We start from the raw sequence: 18,594 nt of genomic DNA, 5'->3' as shown, positions 1-18,594 counted from the left end.
CCCTAGGTCCTGCACAGTGTTGAGTAGTTGTGTATTCAGGCCGAAATTTCGCTGATGCCGACCTGTTGCAGAGCCGCTGCCAGGCTGTCGACCCGGTGCTGCTCGCTGTCTTTGAGCTGTTGCAGTTGCTGCACCAGTGACGGCGCGCTGAACACGCCGCGCAGTCCTTGGGAAATATCGCCGGCCTTGAGCGAGTGGCTGCCGAACGCGTTCACCGCATCACGGTCGGCGTCGCTGTTCTGGTTGAACAGGCTCGACAGCGTGCTGCTGCCAAAGACCCCGCCGTCGCCGCCGCCGAAACCGAGAAAACCGTGACCGCTGCCGTCACCGTAGGTGCTGTCGCTGAACACCTGGGCAATGAAGCTTGGGCTCAACGCGCCGTGGTTGATGAAAATGTCACCGAGCGGGCGCAGGCCACTGCCGATGTCGCGTTGTTCGAACAATGGCGCGAAGGTCAGCGGCGAGCCGAGATCGCCGGTCGGTGGCGAGAAGATGATCGGTTGCAGCGGCACGTTCGCTGGCAATGGCGGCACCACCGGATCGCTGCTGCGGATCAGCGGATCCGGGATCACCACGCTAGTGGTCGGCAACGTTGGCGGCGTTGGCGGCGTCACCAGCGGCAGCGTGTTGATCGCGTAATTGTTGGAGCTGCTGACCCCGGCCCCGCTGTTGCCGGACGCATCGCTGACCCCGGCGCTGTTGACGCTGATCGCATTGCTGGCGCTGTTGACGTTGGCGTTCGGCGTCAGGGTTGCGGTCCAGGTCTTGCCGCCGTCGCTGCTGCTCAGATTGGACAGCGTGCCGTTGCCGACATTGATGTCCGACAGATCAAAGCCGCTGACCGCCTCATTGAAAGTAATGGTCACCGCCGACGTCTGACCGAGGCCGATGTTCGGGTTGGCGATCACCACCGTCGCACTCGGCCGCTCGCTGTCGAGCGCGTAATTGTTCGACACCGCGACGCTGCTGCCGACGTTGCCGGCCAGGTCGCTGACGTTGCTGGTGTCGAGCGCAATGAAGTTGCTCGGATCGGTGACATTGGCCGTCGGTGTGAACGTCGCGGTCCAGGTCTTGCCGCCATCGCTGCTGCTCAGATTGCTCAGGTCGCCATTGGTCACGCTCAGGTCGGACAGGTCGAAGTTGCTCACCGCCTCGCTGAAGGTGAAAGTCACTGTGGTGGTCTGGCCGATACCCAAGTGCGGATTGGCGACCACGATGTCCACGGTTGGCCGGGTCGCGTCGAGCACATAGTTGTTGGAGATGGCGATGCTCGCGCCAAGGTTGCCGGCCAGATCCTGCACCCCGGCAGTGTCGACGATGATCAGGTTGGTCGTGTCGTTGACGTTGGCCGTCGGCGTCAGCGTAGCGGTCCAGGTGATGCCGCCATCGCTGCTGGTCAGGTTCGCCAGCGTGCCGTTGGCGACGCTGATGTCCGACAGGTCAAAACCGCTGACCGCTTCGCTGAAAGTGATGGTAACCGTGGTGGTTTCACCGATGCCCAAGCGGTTGTCGGCGACCACGATGGTCGCGGTCGGCAACGCCGTATCGATGGCGAAATTGTTCGAGTCGGTGGTGCCGACGCCGCTGTTGCCGGAGGCGTTGGCCACGCCACTGTTGTCGAGGGTAATCAGGTTGGTCGTGTCGGTGATGTTGGCGGTCGGGGTGAATGTCGCCGTCCAGGTGATGCCGCCATCACTGGAGGCGACGTTGCTCAGGGTGCCATTGGCGATGGTCAGATCTGCATTGGTAAAACCTGTGACCGCTTCGCTGAAGGTGATGGTCACCGTCGAGGTTTCGCCGGCCTTGAGCGCGGTATCCGCGACGACGATGGTCGCGGTCGGCACTTCGGTCTGCACCGCATAGTTGGCCGAGTTGGTGATGCCGATGCCGGCATTGCCCGCCAGATCACTGATGCCAGCGTTGTTCAGCACGATCAGGTTGGTGGCATCACTGACACCAATGGTAGGCGTGAAGGTGGCTGTCCAGGTGATACCGCCGTCGCTCGACGAGACATTGCTCAGCGTGCCATTGGCGACGCTCAGGTCGCTGTTGTCGAAGCCACTGACCGCCTCGCTGAAGGTAATCGTTACCAGCGCGGTTTCGCCGGGACGCAGATCGGTATCACTGATGACGATGGTGGCGGTCGGGCGCTGACTGTCGATCACGTAGTTGGCGGAATCGGTGGTGCCGCTGCCGGTGTTGCCCGCGATGTCAGTGATGCCGGTGTTGTCCAGGGTGATGATGTTGCTGGTGTCGGTGATGCCCGCCGATGGCGTAAACGTCGCCGTGTAAGTGATGTTGTCCGAGGTACTCAGCCCGGAGAGTGTGCCGTTGGCCACGGTCAGGTCGGCGAGGGTCAAACCGCTGACGGCCTCGCTGAAGGTGATGGTCACGGTGGTAGTCTGGCCGACACCCAGCGCCGAGTCGGCAAGCACCACGGTGGCGGTCGGGCGCTGGGTGTCGATGGCGTAATTGTTGGAGTTGGTGGTGCCATTACCGGCATTGCCGACGGCGTTCTGCACACCGCTGTTGTCGAGGGTGATCAGGTTGCTCGCATCAGTGATGTTGCTGGTCGGGGTGAAGGTCGCCGTCCAGGTGATCCCGCCGTCGCTGCTGCTCACCGCCGTCAGCGTGCCGTTGGCAATCGTCAGGTCGGCGTTGTTGAAACCGGTCACGGCTTCGCTGAAGGTAATGGTCACCAGCGACGTTTCGCCGATGGTCAGGCTGTTGTCCGCGACGACGATGGTCGCGGTGGGCGCCACGGTGTTGATGGTGAAGTTGCCGGAGTTGGTCGTGCCCGTGCCGGCGTTCCCGGCCAGGTCAGCGATACCGGTGTTGGCCAGGGTGATGATGTTGCTGGTGTCGTTGACTCCGACGGTCGGGGTGAAAGTCGCCGTCCAGGTGATGCCGCCATCGGCGCTACTGACCGCCGTGAGCGTACCGTTGGGGACGGCCAGGTCGGCGTTGGTGAAACCGCTGACCGCTTCGCTGAAGGTGATGGTCACCAGTGAGGTTTCGCCGGCGCTCAGGCTCGGATCGGCGATCACGATGGTTGCGGTTGGACGCTGGGTGTCGATGCTGTAGTTGTTCGAATCAGTGGTGCCGCTGCCGGCGTTGCCCGCCAGGTCGGCAACGCCGGTGTTGTCCAGCGTCACCAGGTTGGTGGCATCGGTGACGTTCGCGCTCGGCGTAAACGTCGCCGTCCAGGTGATGCCGCCGTCCGCGCTGCTGACCGCCGTCAGGGTGCCGTTGGCGATGGTCAGGTCGGCGTTGGTAAAACCGCTGACCGCTTCACTGAAGGTGATGGTCACCAGTGATGTGTCGCCGATCTTCAAGGTGCTTTGCGCGAACACCACGGTTGCGCTCGGCCGCACGGTGTCGACCGCGTAATTGTTGGAATCGGTGGTGCCGACACCGGTGTTGCCCGCCAGATCCGCGACCCCGGTGTTATTGAGGGTGATCAGGTTGGTAGCGTCAGTGATGCTGCTGGTCGGCGTGAACGTCGCCGTCCAGGTGATGCCGCCATCCGCGCTGCTGACTGCGCTCAACGTGCCGTTGGCAATGCTCAGATCGGCGTTGGTGAAGCCGCTGACCGCTTCGCTGAAGGTGATGGTCACCAGCGAGGTTTCACCGATTTTCAATGCGGTGTCGGCGACCACGATGGTCGCGGTCGGCCGCAGGGTGTCGATTACATAGTTGTTGGAGTCGGTGGTGCCGGTGCCGACGTTCCCGGCCAGGTCGGTCACGCCGGTGTTGCTCAGGGTAATCAGGTTGGTCGCATCGTTGATGCTGCTGGTCGGCGTAAAGGTCGCCGTCCAGGTGATGCCACCGTCGGCGCTGCTGACTGCGCTCAGCGTGCCGTTGGCAATGGACAGATCGGCGTTGGTGAAACCGCTGACCGCTTCGCTGAAGGTGATGGTCACCAACGAGGTTTCACCGAGACTCAGTGCGGTGTCGGCGACCACGATCGTGGCGGTCGGACGCACTGTGTCGATGGCGTAATTGGCCGAATCGGTGGTGCCACTGCCGGCGTTGCCGGCCAGATCCGCCACCCCGGTGTTGTCCAGGGTGATCAGGTTGGTGGCATCGGTGATGCTACTGGTCGGCGTAAAGGTCGCCGTCCAGGTGATGCCACCGTCGGCACTGGAAACGTTGGTCAGCGTGCCATTGGCAATCGTCAGGTCGGCGTTGGTGAACCCGGAAACCGCCTCGCTGAAGGTAATGGTCACCAGTGAGGTGTCACCGATTTTCAGCGCCGTATCGCTCATCACGATTGTCGCGGTCGGACGCTGGGTATCGATCGCGTAGTTGTTCGAGTTGGTGGTGCCGACACCGGCGACGCTGTCGGAGACTGCCGTCACCCCGGTGTTGTCGAGGGTGATGAGGTTGGTGGTGTCGGTAAGGTTGTTGGTCGGCGTAAAGGTTGCCGTCCAGGTGATACCGCCGTCGGCGCTGAAAACATTGGTCAGCGTGCCGTTGACAATGGTCAGGTCGGCGTTGGTAAAACCGTTTACCGCGCGACTGAAGGTGATGGTCACCAGCGAGGTTTCGCCGATTTTCAACGCGGTGTCGGCGACCACGATGGTGGCAGTCGGCGGTTCCACGTAAGCGGTGTTGAGCGTACCGCCGTTGTTGTAGATGCCCACCAGCGCACTCGGCGTTGTGCCCGTCGAACCACCGTTCGACAGCCCGCCACTACCGCTGGCCGCGCCATTGCCACTGATTGCGGCAAAGTTGCTCGCGGTGATCAGCACCACGCCACCGTTGTTCCAGATCGCCCCGACGCCGCGACCGCCGGCACCGCCATCGGCGCCGTTACTGCCGACCCCACCGCCACCGCCACCGCCGCCACCGGCAGCAATGTTGTTACTGATGACCGAGTTGCCGATGACTTTCAGGGTGCCGCTCGCGGCGTTGTAGATACCGCCTGCCGCGTTGGCACCGACGCCGCCGACTTTGTCCCAGCCGGAACCACCGCCGCCGCCACCAATGGACAGCGTGCCGTTGCTGGCCGAACCGCCATTGCCGCCATGGCTGTAACCGGCACCGGCGCTGCCGCCATTGCCGCCCACGCCACCGGTGCTGGTGCCGCCCCGGCCGCCCATGTCGGTCGGGCTGTAACCACCGCCATAACCGCCGGCATTGGCACCGCCCGCCCCCCCGGCATATGTGCCGGTGGCCGGGCCGGAAGAACCGCCATGGCCACCGGTCTGGCCGCCGATACCCGCACCGCCGCCACCGCCACCGCCGACATAACCGCCGGTCACACCGCCGCCGCCACCACCGCCGGATGCGGCGTTGGCAGTGACTGTCACGTTGTTCAGGGTAAGAATGCCGGCGTTAAAAATGCCGCCGCCCATGGCCCCCGCTGCTGCTGAGCCACCATTGCCGCCATTGCCCGCCACCAGGCCTTTGGTAATCACCAGGCCGTCGAGGGTCACGGTGTTGCCGGAGGCGACTTCCACCACGCGAGTCTTGTATTGACCATCAAGGGTCACGTCGGCGACGCCATCGTTGTTCAGGTCGCCATCGACGGTGATGCTCTTGTTGATCAGCAATTCCGACGTGAGCTGAACGGTCATCCCGGAACTGAACGTGACGATGTCACCGTTCTGCGCCGACGCCAGCGCCGCACGCAACGAGCCGACGCCCGAGTTGAGGTTGTTGGTCGCCGTCCAGGTGGCCAGGCCCCACTGGTATTCGCTCATGGCTTTGCTCGACAGCACGTTGACGCTCTCGATGCTGCCGGTGGCGATTTCCAGGTCCCAGTCGCCGCCAACACCGGTGCGGTTGTTCGAAGCGGCCACATCGCGCCCGGTCAACTGCGCCAGCGAATCGACGAAGCTCAAGCCGCGATCACCTTCGGCGGTGTAGCAGCCGTAGATCAGGATGTCGCCGCCAGCGTTCATGTCCTTGCCGATTTCGGCGAGGACTGCGCTGCGTTGAGCGACGTTATCGGCAGACAGATAACTGTTGCCCAGCCACAGGTCACCGGCGTTGCCGTGGGCAATGATCTGCACCGAACTGACGCCCTGATGTTGATCGAGGTAATCGGCGATCTGCTGCAAGCCATCTCTGCTCGCGTCGAGCTTGACCACCTGCGTGCCCGGCGCGACGCCCTTGAGCAGGCTGTCGGCATCCTTCACCCGTGAATCGACGAACACTACACTCTGCCCCGGCACCGCAACGGGGCTGGCGGCCGGCGTGGCATCGGCCTGGCCGTGAGTATCATTGCTCGCGACCGGATGATCGGCCGCCGGCGCCTTGGCCGCATCGGCAGCGGTAGGGGCATGACTGTCGGCTTGCGCGGCGGTATCGGCGACAGTCGCGGCCACCGCGCCGTCGAACAGCATGCGCGGCTCCAGCGACATGATCAGCGGCGAGGCCAGCGAACGCTGACCGGCGACTGCCCGAGACTTGACCTTGGCCCCACCAAAAAGGCTCCACCACATGTTGCTCACCCGAACTCGAACGAAGGTACGTAAGGCATCAATGAAAAACGCCGCGATCAACTGATCGCGGCGTCGGTCTTCATACGAATGACATTGGCGGCGCTGGCTGAGCCATCGAGCCAAAAGGACAAATCGGCGTATTGCTTGAACAGGTCCGGCGGCAGAATCGTCCGGCGCGACTGCAACGCAACCTTGGGTTTGACCTTGTGCAGGCCGGCCAGGCCAAGGCCCTGGTCGAATTCCGGCGCGTCATAGGCCAGATGCTCGAAATCGTGCTCGAACCACGGCTCGCCGATAAAGTCGTACACCAGCCGCAGTACCCGCTCCGGGGCCTGGCTCAGGAGGTCGTAATCGATGATCAGCAAAGAGTCGGCGTGCTCGCCGTAATAGGCTTCCTTGAGCGCCGCCCAGGCAAAACCGACCAGACGGTTGCGCTGGGCGAGCGTCTCGCAGCGGCTGTAGACGGTGTTGCGCTCGGCGGCATCGCTGAACAGTTTGGTGTTTTCGTAAGGGTTGGCGCGGTACAGCCGTTCGAGGCTGTCCATCACCCACGCCACGTTGCGCACGCAGGCAATCACTTTGGCGTTGGGGAACAGGTCGTTGAGTGCCGGCAGGCGCGAGCTCCACTGCCGGTTGGTGTCGAACACCAACGGTTTGTCGGCCTTGTCGGCGTAGTAGGAATCGAACAGACCACGCAGCAGGCGGCGGCGCATGTCGGTGTCGATCACCGCACCGTATTCGCTGCCGGCACTGCATTGTTCGAGGACACTGGAAAACAGCGAGCCGACCGGGCTGGTCATTCCGGCGTGAAAGCGCGGGTTCTGCAACAGAATGGCAGAAAGCAGGGTCGAACCTGAGCGCGGCAAGCCGGAGATAAAGTGGAACTGCTGCAATCCCTTCACCATGATCGGAAGTCCTTTTGTCCGTCAGAGCGTAGTTCAGCAGCAACCCTTGCGCCTAGTAGTGTTTTGATATCACTCAGAGCAAAAAGGACTAACTGATTAGCTTTTAATCGCGAATGTAAAGATGAAACGTTTTAGTCCCGATGAAGCCTGATTGCCGGCAGGCTGCGGCACGAATAATCGCGCCTGCACACCCCCTGCATGGATTTCTGCGCTGACCTTCCACGTCGCTGGCAAGGGTAGGAATTCCGCGGGTTCATCGAGGGCGCCAATCAGCCATACCCGTTCATTGCCGGCCAGTTCGCTGAGGCTGTCGAGGTACACGTCAGGGGTGACCAGCGTGCCGAATCCGTATTCGTTCGGACGAGTCGCGCGGCCATCCGCAGCAGGCGGTGTAAACAAGCGCACGTGCGCGCCGCTGCGGTCGTAGTAGACGTAACTCAGGTACCAAAGCATGTCGCTGGTGACGATGCGGTCACCGGGCTGGAAATGCTGGTTGACGTAATTCACCACGCGATCGAGCTGATCATTGCTGTCGACCGTGGCGTTGTTGTTTACGCCCACCAGTTGCACCCCGACCAGCGACACCAGCACCGCCAGCGCCAATGGCCGCACGCGGCTGTACAAACGGTCGATGGCCAATGCGGCCAACAGCGGCAGGCCCAAGGCATAGGCCGTCAGGTAGCGTTCGATAAACACCGGTGTGATGAACGACACGGCAAACACCAGCAGCAGCGGCAACCCGGTGTACAAGGCCAGCAGCACACTGCCGCGCGAGACGCTGCGATCACGCATCACCGCCACCGCGGCGAGCATCAGCAATGTCATGGGCAGCGCAGCGAAAACCGGCCATGGCAGATTTTCGCCATCGTCCTGAATCAGCCACGACCAGAGCATCGACGGCAGCGAGCTGAGTGTCACCGGCGGTTCCCAGCCGACATCGCCACCAACCTTGAGCTGTTCCATGTGCTGCATCAGGTCAAACAGATTAGGCAACCAGGGCAGGTACAAGACGAAGATGGCCAGATTCGCCAGCCACCAGCCCGGGCGCTGAATGTGCCGGAATCGATAACCACGTTGCACGCGGATCACGCCGAGGTAGATCCAGTGACACAGCGCCGCCAGCACGGCGAAGTAGTGGGTGTAAAACGCGGCGCTCATCAGCAGCGCATAGAACACCAGGTAGCGATGACGCTGCGGGCGCCGGATCCAGTAGACCAGCGCCAGCGTCGCGGCGATCAGCAGCAAGCCGAGCAACGAATACATGCGCACTTCCTGGCTGTAGCGCACCGCCGTCGGCAACAGCGCCAGCAACACCCCGGCGATCATCGCCGCGCGGCGCGTGGCGAGGCGGTCCACCAGCCAGATACCCAATCCAACGGCGGCAATGCCTGCCAATGCGCTGAGGCAGCGGATCGCAAAAATCCCGTCGCCGAACAGTTCGATCCAGCCATGCAGGAGCATGAAGTACAGCGGCGGATGCACATCGAAGGCCGCGTGATGCCAGATCCCGCCCAGCGAATAGCGCGCCAGCAGCAGGCTGGAGCCTTCATCGCCCCAGACGGCGGCGGCCGTCAGATCGTAAAAACGCACGGCGGCGGCCAGCAATATCACCGGCAGCAGCCAGTGTTCTCTGGCCCAGCGAATCAGCCGCAAGTTGCCAAACCACGACCCCGGCGTTGCGTGCGGGTCCTGTGTGTCGCCCACCGGCGTAACTCTGTTGACCGCCATTGCTTCCTCTTGCCGTGCCACGAGACCACGCCTGTATCAGCCAGAACCTGGCAGTCACTCTAGGTCAGCCAGCGCCGAATCGTCGATGCCGATTTGCGCTTTCACGACATCCGGCAACGTTGGCATTCCGGGTCTACGCTCTGGCGTGGCGTGACCTGGCCACGGAGTGCCAAGGCAACAGCAGCAGCCTGAACCCACTAGCGGCCCGCCGACAACCAATCAGAAGGATGAGGATCTTATGGACGTTTACATGGGCACTGTGATGACGTTTGCCTTTAACTACGCGCCCAGCGGCTGGGCCTTGTGCAACGGTCAGATCATTGGAATCAGTCAGAACCAGGCGCTGTTTGCATTGTTGGGTACGGTTTATGGAGGCAACGGTCAGCAGACGTTCGGGTTACCCAATCTGCAGAGTCGCCTGCCAGTCTGCCAGGGCAGCGGCCCGGGTCTCACACCGCGAGTGATGGGCGAAGTCTCCGGTGCCGAGCAAGTCACCACCACCCTCAACAACCTGCCAAACCACACCCACACCCTGGCCGGCCTCACCGCCACCACCACCGTGCAACTGGCCAACCCGGCCAGCAACGTTGTGGGCACGCCCACGGCGACCAACGCCTACATCGGCGCATCAGGCACCGGCCCGGGGCTGGCGAATATCTACTCCGATGCCCAGGGCGCATCGCCGGTGCCCCTCAAAGGTGCCGCGACCACCATCAGCGGGACGATTACGCCCACCGGCAATGGTTTGCCAATGCCGATCATGAACCCGTATCTGGTGCTCAACTTCAGCATCGCGTTGAACGGTATCTTTCCTTCGCGCAACTGACCGGCCGCCCGGGGGAGGCGATTCCCCCGGCCTCCATCCTTGCGGGAGCGAAACCATGCTGCAATCGGTTCAAAGCCAACATTTCCAGGCGCTGCGGGGAAGAGTCGGCACCTTGCACTTGCCGGACGGCAGCGCGATGCAAATCCATATCGGCGAGCTTGAAGAAAAACCCCTGGCGAAAATGCGCTACAGCGAGCGCATGCCGTTCAGCGTCGAGCTGAACAGCCTGGGGCCGACCGAATTTGTCGATGGCCTGTGTGCGCTGGAGTTGCCGGAACTGGGACGGGTCGACAACATCTTCGTATCACGGGTACCGCTCATGGGCCGGGACCCTGCGCGGGCTTACTTCCACATCACCTTCAACTGACACGAACCCGTGCAGGAGCTGCCGCAGGCTGCGATCTGTTGATCTTGTGTTTAAAGATCAACAGATCGCAGCCTGCGCCAGCTCCTACAGGGGTTTATTGCGGATACCAGACCAGGCGTTCGGCGGCGGGATTGCTTTCTTCGACAGCAAATCCCAATGCCAGGTAATGCCGTCGTGCATGAGGATTGCTGGTCCAGACCACCGTCGCCACCGGGCAGCGAATCTGTTGCGCAGCTTTCTGTACGCCTTGCAGCACCGCGCGGCCATAGCCTTGGCCGCGTGCCTGCGGAATGAATGCCAGGTACAACACACGAATTTCGTTGTCACCGAAATCCGTGCTCAATGCGCCGATGTGGCTGCCGAGTTTTTCCACCACGTAGTGCATGGCGTTGGGGTAGTTTTCGCCCATGCCCTGTTCCTGCACCTGAAATTGCTGGGCGATGACTTGCTGCACCTGCTCCTGCTCGCCATCGATCCATTGCAGATCCGGCCGCGCCGCCTGATACAGGCTCTGCAAAAACGGCCCGTCGGTTGCCCGCGCTGGCCGCACCACCAATCCCTCTGCTGCCACTGCTGCGTTATCCGTCATCGTGCACGCCCTCAGAAACCGCTTTCCCTGACCCCCAGCGACGCCAACCGGCGCCACGCCACTCCGAGCAACGACTCGCCGCGGCCCTGCAACACCACCACGCCGCGCAACGGTTGCGGCGGCGTCGAGGCGTCATCCAGCGCACTGAGCCGAACGCCGTATTGCGCCTGCACAGGCTCCGCGCGCTGTTGTTGATCGCGGCGCACGGCAATCGGCCCATGGTGATCGGAGGTCAACGCCTCCTGATCAACATAGGCCACGCCGTTGGTGTCGATCTCATTCAATTGCACGGCAAGCGCCGGGTGCATCGGATCGTCGGCAATGAACCGGCCATTGGCCCCCGGCTGGATCCGCCACAGTTCGGCTTCGGCCAGATAACCGCGCAGTCGCGCGCCGTCTTCGACTACCCGCGCCAGCGCATCGTGGCTCGACAACCAGCGCCCGACGCTCATGTTCGGCAGCAGATCACGCACGCTGCCGGCATGCGGTGCGCGCAGCAACAAGCGTTCGCGCTGGGCACTCAGCCCACGGTATTCGGCGACCGCTTCGGCCAGTCGTTGCTCGACAATGCCGGCGTCAGCGGCAGTTTCACTGCGCCCGGCCTGACGCCGCATGAGCAATTGCTGGATCTGGATTTCCCGGCGCACCATCGCCAGCCGCGATTCAAGATCCGGTGACTCCAGTTCGATCAGCACATCGCCCTGCGCGACTTTCTGCCCATCCGTAACTTTCACCGCTTTGACCCGCGCCGCCGTCGGTGCGTGCAGGGCACTGGCGCGCCCGGCTTCAAGCATGGTCGGCAACTCCACCGAACTGCGCCACGGCACACTCACCACCAGCAACAATCCGAGCAGTGCCAGCGCACTGAGCAACACGCGCGGGGCGTGCGCCTGCTCACGGCGACTCCACCACTGGCGCCACTCACGCATGATCGGCAGAAAGATGAACCACACCAGTTCCACCAGCATCAGGAAGATCCCCAACACCTTGAAGAACAGGTGATAGACCGCCAGCGCGATCCCGAAAAACAACGCCGCACGCCATAACCACGAGCCATACCCCCAGATCAGCAAACGCCGTTGCATCTTCGGCGACCACGGCTCCGGCGCGGGTGCGCCATAGCCGAACAAAAACTCACGCAAGCGCCAGCGACACAAGGCAAACGCGCGCCCTTGCAGATTGTCGACTTCCCAGAAATCACTGATCAGAAAATAGCCATCAAAGCGCATGAACGGATTGAGATTGATCACCAGCGTGGTGATCCACGTGGCACTGGCGAGCATGAACGCCGCCGTGCGTCCCGGCCCGTCGGGCAACAGCGACCACGCCAGCAGGGCGATACAGGCCAGCAATAATTCGGCGAGTACGCCACCGGCACCGATCAACAATCGTGCGCGACGATCATTGACCCGCCAGGCATCGCTGACATCGGTATAGAACATCGGTAGCAAGACCATGAACGCCACGCCCATGCTCTGCACGCGACAGCCGGCGCGCTTGGCCATGAACGCATGGCCGAATTCGTGACAAAGCTTGGCGAAGAACAGCGCCACACCGAACGCCAGCGCACCGCCGAGGCTGAACAGGTGCGGAAAGGTGCCGATGAACCGCTGCCAGTCCCGCGAGACCAGAAACACACCCAAGGCCAAGGTTGCCGGCAAACCGTAGCGCAGCAAACGCGGGCCATAACGTTCAAGCCATGGCCAGGCACGATTGAGAAACGCGTCCGGGCGCCACAGCGGAATGCGGAAGAACAGGTACTGATGCAGGAGGATCTGCCACAGGCTTTGCTTTTGCGCCAGGGCCTTGAGTCGATAGCTCGCCCGCTGTTGATCGTCGAGTGCACTGATCAAATCGTGACCGCGCAGAAACTCCAGCAACTGCTCAAGCTCGCTGCCGTCCAGCGGCAGGCCCGGTTCGCGGTTGGCGGCACGCAAGACTTGTTCGGCATCGCCCAACGACCAATGACGCAACAGGCGCATTGCCGCCGTACCGAGTTTGAAATAGCGCCCGCGTACCGGATCGGCCAGGGTCCAGCGCGGCGAACCATCCAATGCCGGTGCCGCGGGCGACAATTGCAGGTCGGCACGCAGGCTCGGCAGATTCATCTACAGGCCCACGCTCTGGCGCAGACCGGCCAATGGCCGGCGCAGCAGGTACAGCGCCAGTGGCGCGCGGTCGCCGAAAATCTTCGCGGTGCCGCGCAGGCCGATCCGCGGTGGTGCATCGGCAAAATTGGCGTCGAGGCGGTAGGCCAGTTGCCCGCCCGCCGTGGGTTGCGCTTCGTAGGCCGAGCGTTCCAGCGTCGCGCTATGGCGCTGCAAGGGATCGCTGTCGAGAAACAGGGCGATTTCCGCGCCGGACTCCAGGGCAATCGCATCGCCCACCGCCAGTTCGATGCGCAGTTCGGCCTGATTCGGATCAGCGATTTCCATCAACCGTTCGCCGGTCTGCACCGGTTTGCCGGTCAAACGCTCGGCGTCGGCGAACACCGCAATGCCGTCCCGTTCGGCGCGCACTTCGCTACGGTTGAGCAGTTCACGGGCATAGTCGCGTTCGGCACGTTTTTGCTCGGCACGCGCGGCCAGCAAGTCGACACGCGAGCTGGATTCGGCATCGGCAAACGAACGCTGGGAATTGGATTTCAGTTCGGCTTCGGCCACACCCAGCGCACGCTCGGCGACATCGGCCTGCGCCTTCAGCGTGGTGCTTTCGAAACGCACCAGGACATCGCCGGTTTTCACCGTCTGATTGGGTTTGACCAGAAACTCGGCGATCACCCCGTCCAGCGGCGCCGCCACCACGCGCCCGCCCAGCGGCACCACTTCCGCCGGCGCCAGTACCGATTGGCGCACCGGGATGAACAAGCCAAGCAGCAACAGCGCCACCAGCGCCACCTGACGTTTGCGCGTCCAGCGCAGCCGCCACGGTTTGCGCGGTTGCAGCGCCAGCCAGGCGTGGCTGTAGGTGTCGCCCAGTTGCGACAACAGAACCTGTTCGGAGGGGTTCCACGGTACGTCGCGCGCCAGCCACAAACCGCCGAACACTTGAGCGTCGCGATCTATCAATGGCAGCCAGAACACCTGCGCGGCGGACAAATCGCGCCAGTCCGCCTGAATCGATTTGCTGACCAATTGCGGCGCAATCACCCGTGCCTGCTTCAGCAGATCCTGCTTGAACAACTGCGCCACGGCCTGTTCGACGAAGGCCACGAACGGCGCGTTCGGCTCCACCGCGCTGATCCCGGTCACGGCTTGCACCTTACCGGCGATCAGCAACGCCGCATGGCGAAAACCAAACAGCGCCTGACCGTCATTGACCAGGCTGTAAGCCAGTTGTGCAGTATCGCGGGCGGCGCGGGTCTGCCGTTCAAGATCAAGAAACCTGGCGAACACCTGCTCGGCGCCGCCACTCACCGGGGCGTTCACTTGAGCTCCGGAAAACGCGCCGTACCGCTCATGCCGGCGAGCAAGCCTTTGGATTCCGGCATCGTCGCGACCAGCAACAAGGTCTGACTGCCCTCATCGATACGCGCACCAAGGCGCTTGACCGTGGCGTCGAGCGGCTGGCCGGTTTCATCGGGAACGAAGCTGAACGTCTGGCCGGGTTTGAGCCTGGCCATCCAGCGCGAGGGCACCAGCAAATGAATTTCCAGGGTGCGGTTATCCACCACATCGAGCAGTGGCGCGCCGGCCGGCACGCTTTCGAAACGTTGCACCTTGCGCTCGACCACTTGCCCGTCGAACGGCGCGATCACGCTGCAACGTTTGACCTGCACCTGATAAACCTGGGATTGCGCCTGGGTTTCGCTGACCTTGGCCTCGGCCCGCGCCACTTCAAAACGCCCGACGGAATTCAGTGCGGCGAGTTGCTTGTTGTGCGACAACTCCTCCCCGGCCCCACGGCTGGCAGCCTGCGCGGCGTTGAGTTGCGCCTGATAGGCCGAGCAGTCGAATTTCGCCAGCGTATCGCCCTTCTTGAACGACTCGCCCTCGCTAAACGGCAACTCGACAATCCGCCCGGACAGCTCGCTGGCCAGAACGGCCTGATCGCGAGCGCGAAGCACGCCCCGCGCTTCACTGCTCGGAGCCTGCGCACCCGCCGCGCCTTGATCCAACAGCGGATCGTCTGGCCCGGGCGTTTGCGCCTGAACTGCACACGTAACCAAGGTCAATCCAATAACCCAACCACGAAAACGCTGCATGACCGCTACTCCCTGACGGATGTGCGGAGTCTACGACAGCGGGGGTTAGCGTCAAGCGAAAGGCCATTACTCCCATGCGAACTTGCTGAAACCCTCTGAAACGACTCTAATCAATCCATCGAAAATATAACCTTGATGGAATATTCCTCAAGAGTCATATTTGCAACCCATGAATTGGGATATCGAATACACCGACGAGTTCGGCAACTGGTGGGAAAATCTGACTGAAAACGAGCAGAGCTCTGTGGCGGCCAGCGTAAAATTGCTCGGCCAATTCGGACCCGGCTTACGTTTTCCACACAGCAGCGCAATCAACGGAGCACGGCACGGCCATTTAAGAGAACTGAGGGTCCAACATGCCGGAAGACTGTATCGAATACTCTATGCGTTTGATCCAAGACGTTGTGCGCTGCTATTGATCGGCGCAGACAAGACGGGTCAGGATCGCTGGTATGAAGTCAATGTCCCGATCGCCGATCAACTGTACGATGAGCATCTCGAAACATTGCGCAAAGAGGGTTGTAAAAATGGCTAAGAAATTTGCCGAACTCGAGGCGCGCATGACCCCCGAAGCCCGGGAGCGCGCCCATTCGATCTACGAACAACACATCAAGGAAATGCCGCTGAACGAGCTGCGACAGGCAAAAGCATTGAGTCAGGCAACGCTTGCCGAAACATTGCATGTCAATCAAGCGGCGATCTCGAAGATGGAGCGACGCACTGATATGTACATCAGTACATTGCGCAATTACATTCGCGCAATGGGCGGGGAGCTTGAGATCATCGCAACGTTTCCCGACGGGCAAATCAAGATCGAGAATTTCGCAGGTTGAGTGACCGTTTGCGGGCTCAGCCTGTGAAGCGCTCCATAGCCTGGCTCGTCGCTCTGGTTAATAACCTCAGCGTTGCGCCATTCCCTCCGCCGGATACACCGACTCCCATCCCCCACCCAACGCCTTGTACAACCCGACCATCGCCAGCGATACGCCGGTCGAGCTTTCCACCCACTGCTCCTGCGTCGCGAGCAGTGCGCCTTGCACCGTCAGCACGTTAACGAAATCGACTACGCCTTCGACGTATTGCTGTTGCGCGGTACGCAGGGCGATCTGGTTCTGGCGCACGGCTTCGGCGAGGCTGTCGCGGCGGCGTTGACTGGCGTTGTAGGCAGTCAATTGATCGTCGATTTCGTGCCAGGCGCGCAGCACGGTTTGCTGGTAGGCGATGGCCGCTTCCTGTTGCTGGGCTTCGCGCAATTGCAGCACGCCGCGCAGGCGGCCGCCGTCGAACAATGGCAGGCTGAATTGCGGGCCGATACCGAAAGCACGCGAGCCCCACGAGCCGAAATCGCTGAGCTGCATGGCTTGCGAACCGAGGTTGCCGGACAGGGTGATGCGCGGATAGAAATCGCCCTTGGCCACGCCAATGTTGGCGGTCGCCGCATGCAGGCGAGATTCGGCCTGGCGAATGTCCGGGCGCCGCTCGGCCAGTTGCGACGGCAAGCCGATGGCGACTTGCAGTGGCGACTGCGGCACCGCAGCGTCTGTGGATAACTCTTTGGCCAAAGCCTGTGGCGGTTCACCCATCAACAGACTGATCGCATTGATCAGTTGCGATTGGCGTTGTTCCAGCGCCGGCAGGCGCGACTCGATGGCGGCAACTTGCGCGGCGGCTTCGGCGACGTCCAGATCGGTCGCCACACCGTCGGCCAGACGCAATTGCGAGAGTTTCAGGCTATGCCGCGCCACGTCGAGGTTCTGCTCGGTGACGGCGCGGGTGTTCTGCACCCCGCGCAATTGAATGTAGTTTTGCGCGGTGTCGGCGAGCACAGCCAGCAGCACACCGCGACGGTCGTTTTCGGCGACTTCGAGGTTGGCGTCGGCGGCCTCGGTTTCGCGGCGCACACGGCCCCAGAAATCCAGCTCCCAGGAAGCGGAGAAACCGGCGTCCCAGAGATTGAAGGCGGAATCACCGTCAAGTCCGGATGGATCGCTCAGGCCCTTGCCACTGTTGCGTTCGCGGCCATAGCTGCCGGTCGCGGCGGTTTTCGGATAGCGATCGGCGCTGATGACCTGGCGTGAGGCGCGGCTTTGTTGCAAGCGGCTGCTGGCCAGTTGCAGGTCAAGGTTGCTGCGTACCGCGCGCTGGGTGAGTGCCGAGAGTTGCGGGTCGTGGAAGACTTCCCACCAGCGTTCGTTGAGGGGTTCGCTGACGGCTTGGCTCGGGGCAGACTTGGCGGGTTTGGCCCAGTCGCTGATTTGGGTGGCTTGGGGTTTCTGGAAGTCTGGGCCTACGGTGCAGGCGGTGAGACTGGCGGCGAGCAACGCACTTAGAGTGAGTTGCTGCCACTGGCCCTTTCGCGAGCAAGCCCGCTCCCACATTTTGGAATGCCTTCCCCCTGTGGGAGCGGGCTTGCTCGCGAAGGCGTCAGATCGGTCAACACGGCTCATCGCTGGGTCACCTCACGCACGGACGTCGTCGAGGTACGCGTATCAATGTTCGCCTCCACCGACATCCCCACCCGCAACCGCTCGGCCAATGGCTGGCCCGGTTCGAGCATGATCTTCACCGGAATCCGCTGCACGACCTTGGTGAAGTTGCCCGTGGCGTTATCCGGTTTTACTGCCGCGAACGTCACGCCAGTAGCCGGGGCGATGCTTTCCACCCGGCCGTTCAAAGCCTCGCCACCGAGGCTGTCGACACGCACTTGCACTTGCTGCCCCGGCTTTACATCCGTCAGTTGCGTCTCCTGAAAATTGGCTACGACGTACGCCTGCTTCAGCGGCACCACCGCCAGCAGCTTGCTGCCCGGTGTGACATAAGCGCCGACGCGCACGGCGCGCTCACCGATCATGCCGTCCTGCGGCGCAGTGATGCGCGTGTAGGAAAGCTCGAAACTGGCGATTTCCAGCGCTGCCTGTGCGTGTTTCAAACTGCCCTCTGCGGCATCCCGCTGGGCCGTGAGGATGTCGACCTGTTTGCGCTCCGCCGCCAGTTTTGCGCTCGCCGTGTCGAGGTGCGCAGTGGCCTGATCGATACGCGTACGTGCCTGCTGCGCGTTCTGCACGGTGCCCGCACCGACGCCGGCCAAATGGTTATAGCGATTCAATTCCTGCTGGGCGAAGGCCGTTTCTGCCTTGGCCGATACCACTGATGCCTGCGCCTGGGCGATCACCGATGTCTGGCGCTCCAGTGTCGCCCTGGCATTGTGCAATTGCGCCCGCGCGACCAGCGTTTGCGCATCGGCTGCTTCGGCGGATGCACGCAAATCGCGATCATCGATCAGCGCGAGCAACTGCCCGGCCTTCACTTGCTGGTTGTCCTCCACCAGCACTTCCTTGATGAAACCGGCCACGCGCGGCACCACCAAGGTGTAGTCGGCAGAAACGTAGGCATCGTTGGTGCCTTGTTGCGTACGTTTGCCAAACAGGCCGGGCATGGCCAGATACACCAGCACACCGACAGCCAGCGCGGTCGCTACGGCCACCGCGAGTTTTTGCTTTGCTTGAGTCGTCATAAAAACCTT

At 62.3% G+C, this 18,594-nt stretch carries 13 protein-coding genes; 4 read left to right on the top strand and 9 right to left on the bottom strand.

The window, feature by feature from the left end:
• Positions 1 to 35: 35 nt before the first annotated feature.
• The 3 genes from C2E19_RS01885 to C2E19_RS01875 all read right to left on the bottom strand — a co-directional run bounded on the left by C2E19_RS01885 (position 36) and on the right by C2E19_RS01875 (position 9,085).
• A complete protein-coding gene (locus C2E19_RS01885; RefSeq protein ID WP_129387333.1) occupies positions 36 to 6,452 on the bottom strand; it encodes an Ig-like domain-containing protein in 6,417 nt (2,138 codons plus the stop codon).
• Between the two features lie 56 nt (positions 6,453 to 6,508).
• A complete protein-coding gene (locus tag C2E19_RS01880; protein WP_129396077.1) occupies positions 6,509 to 7,354 on the bottom strand; it encodes a sulfotransferase in 846 nt (281 codons plus the stop codon).
• 99 nt (positions 7,355 to 7,453) lie between these two features.
• On the bottom strand, positions 7,454 to 9,085 hold the full coding sequence (locus tag C2E19_RS01875; RefSeq protein WP_129387330.1) for a glycosyltransferase family 39 protein: 1,632 nt from the start codon (positions 9,083 to 9,085) through the stop codon (positions 7,454 to 7,456).
• A 238-nt stretch (positions 9,086 to 9,323) separates the two neighbouring features.
• Between C2E19_RS01875 and C2E19_RS01870 the strand changes: the two genes are divergently transcribed.
• Together C2E19_RS01870 and C2E19_RS01865 are read left to right on the top strand one after the other, a co-directional pair.
• Positions 9,324 to 9,911, top strand: a complete 588-nt coding sequence (locus C2E19_RS01870; RefSeq protein WP_129387327.1) for a phage tail protein — start codon at positions 9,324 to 9,326, stop codon at positions 9,909 to 9,911.
• Positions 9,912 to 9,966: 55 nt separating this feature from the next.
• Positions 9,967 to 10,278, top strand: coding sequence for a hypothetical protein (locus tag C2E19_RS01865; protein WP_129387324.1), 312 nt, complete (start codon positions 9,967 to 9,969; stop codon positions 10,276 to 10,278).
• Positions 10,279 to 10,372: 94 nt separating this feature from the next.
• On the opposite strand, the gene C2E19_RS01860 is transcribed toward C2E19_RS01865, so the two are convergent.
• From C2E19_RS01860 to C2E19_RS01845, 4 genes are read right to left on the bottom strand one after another with little or no spacing between them, the layout of a single operon-like run.
• The gene (locus C2E19_RS01860; protein ID WP_129387321.1) at positions 10,373 to 10,867 is read right to left on the bottom strand and encodes a GNAT family N-acetyltransferase; all 495 of its coding nucleotides are present in this window, start codon (positions 10,865 to 10,867) and stop codon (positions 10,373 to 10,375) included.
• Between the two features lie 11 nt (positions 10,868 to 10,878).
• Positions 10,879 to 12,975: a biotin/lipoyl-binding protein gene (locus tag C2E19_RS01855; protein ID WP_129387319.1), complete on the bottom strand. Its 2,097-nt coding sequence runs from the start codon at positions 12,973 to 12,975 to the stop codon at positions 10,879 to 10,881.
• Positions 12,976 to 14,295 (bottom strand): efflux RND transporter periplasmic adaptor subunit, encoded by a 1,320-nt coding sequence (locus C2E19_RS01850; protein WP_129387316.1) that lies wholly within the window; start codon positions 14,293 to 14,295, stop codon positions 12,976 to 12,978.
• Positions 14,292 to 15,071: an efflux RND transporter periplasmic adaptor subunit gene (locus C2E19_RS01845; protein WP_129387313.1), complete on the bottom strand. Its 780-nt coding sequence runs from the start codon at positions 15,069 to 15,071 to the stop codon at positions 14,292 to 14,294. Before C2E19_RS01845 ends, C2E19_RS01850 begins: the two co-directional genes overlap by 4 nt.
• 169 nt (positions 15,072 to 15,240) lie before the next feature.
• Here C2E19_RS01845 and C2E19_RS01840 point away from each other — a divergent pair, with 169 nt between their 5' ends.
• Complete coding sequence (locus C2E19_RS01840) at positions 15,241 to 15,606, top strand: type II toxin-antitoxin system RelE/ParE family toxin (RefSeq protein ID WP_129396076.1); 366 nt, start codon at positions 15,241 to 15,243, stop codon at positions 15,604 to 15,606.
• Positions 15,599 to 15,904 carry an XRE family transcriptional regulator gene (locus tag C2E19_RS01835; RefSeq protein WP_008080340.1) on the top strand — a complete coding sequence of 102 codons (306 nt, stop codon included), beginning with the start codon at positions 15,599 to 15,601 and terminating at the stop codon, positions 15,902 to 15,904. Before C2E19_RS01840 ends, C2E19_RS01835 begins: the two co-directional genes overlap by 8 nt.
• Before the next feature lie 66 nt (positions 15,905 to 15,970).
• On the opposite strand, the gene C2E19_RS01830 is transcribed toward C2E19_RS01835, so the two are convergent.
• A complete protein-coding gene (locus C2E19_RS01830; protein ID WP_129387310.1) occupies positions 15,971 to 17,449 on the bottom strand; it encodes an efflux transporter outer membrane subunit in 1,479 nt (492 codons plus the stop codon).
• A 65-nt stretch (positions 17,450 to 17,514) separates the two neighbouring features.
• Positions 17,515 to 18,585 carry an HlyD family secretion protein gene (locus C2E19_RS01825; RefSeq protein WP_129387307.1) on the bottom strand — a complete coding sequence of 357 codons (1,071 nt, stop codon included), beginning with the start codon at positions 18,583 to 18,585 and terminating at the stop codon, positions 17,515 to 17,517.
• Positions 18,586 to 18,594 lie beyond the last annotated feature (9 nt).

The organism is Pseudomonas sp. DTU12.3 (genome assembly GCF_004124275.1).
GTDB lineage: Bacteria > Pseudomonadota > Gammaproteobacteria > Pseudomonadales > Pseudomonadaceae > Aquipseudomonas > Aquipseudomonas helmanticensis.
Note: the sequence above shows the minus strand (reverse complement) of the source record. Positions and strands in the feature narration are given on the sequence as shown.

What these genes read in the sequence shown, in the direction of transcription:
- C2E19_RS01885 (WP_129387333.1), bottom strand. Translation starts at nt 6,452, where the DNA reads ATGTGGTGGAGCCTTTTTGGTGGGGCCAAGGTCAAGTCTCGGGCAGTC.
- C2E19_RS01875 (WP_129387330.1), bottom strand. Translation starts at nt 9,085, where the DNA reads ATGGCGGTCAACAGAGTTACGCCGGTGGGCGACACACAGGACCCGCAC.
- C2E19_RS01870 (WP_129387327.1), top strand. Translation starts at nt 9,324, where the DNA reads ATGGACGTTTACATGGGCACTGTGATGACGTTTGCCTTTAACTACGCG.
- C2E19_RS01865 (WP_129387324.1), top strand. Translation starts at nt 9,967, where the DNA reads ATGCTGCAATCGGTTCAAAGCCAACATTTCCAGGCGCTGCGGGGAAGA.
- C2E19_RS01860 (WP_129387321.1), bottom strand. Translation starts at nt 10,867, where the DNA reads ATGACGGATAACGCAGCAGTGGCAGCAGAGGGATTGGTGGTGCGGCCA.
- C2E19_RS01855 (WP_129387319.1), bottom strand. Translation starts at nt 12,975, where the DNA reads ATGAATCTGCCGAGCCTGCGTGCCGACCTGCAATTGTCGCCCGCGGCA.
- C2E19_RS01845 (WP_129387313.1), bottom strand. Translation starts at nt 15,071, where the DNA reads ATGCAGCGTTTTCGTGGTTGGGTTATTGGATTGACCTTGGTTACGTGT.
- C2E19_RS01840 (WP_129396076.1), top strand. Translation starts at nt 15,241, where the DNA reads ATGAATTGGGATATCGAATACACCGACGAGTTCGGCAACTGGTGGGAA.
- C2E19_RS01835 (WP_008080340.1), top strand. Translation starts at nt 15,599, where the DNA reads ATGGCTAAGAAATTTGCCGAACTCGAGGCGCGCATGACCCCCGAAGCC.
- C2E19_RS01830 (WP_129387310.1), bottom strand. Translation starts at nt 17,449, where the DNA reads ATGTGGGAGCGGGCTTGCTCGCGAAAGGGCCAGTGGCAGCAACTCACT.
- C2E19_RS01825 (WP_129387307.1), bottom strand. Translation starts at nt 18,585, where the DNA reads ATGACGACTCAAGCAAAGCAAAAACTCGCGGTGGCCGTAGCGACCGCG.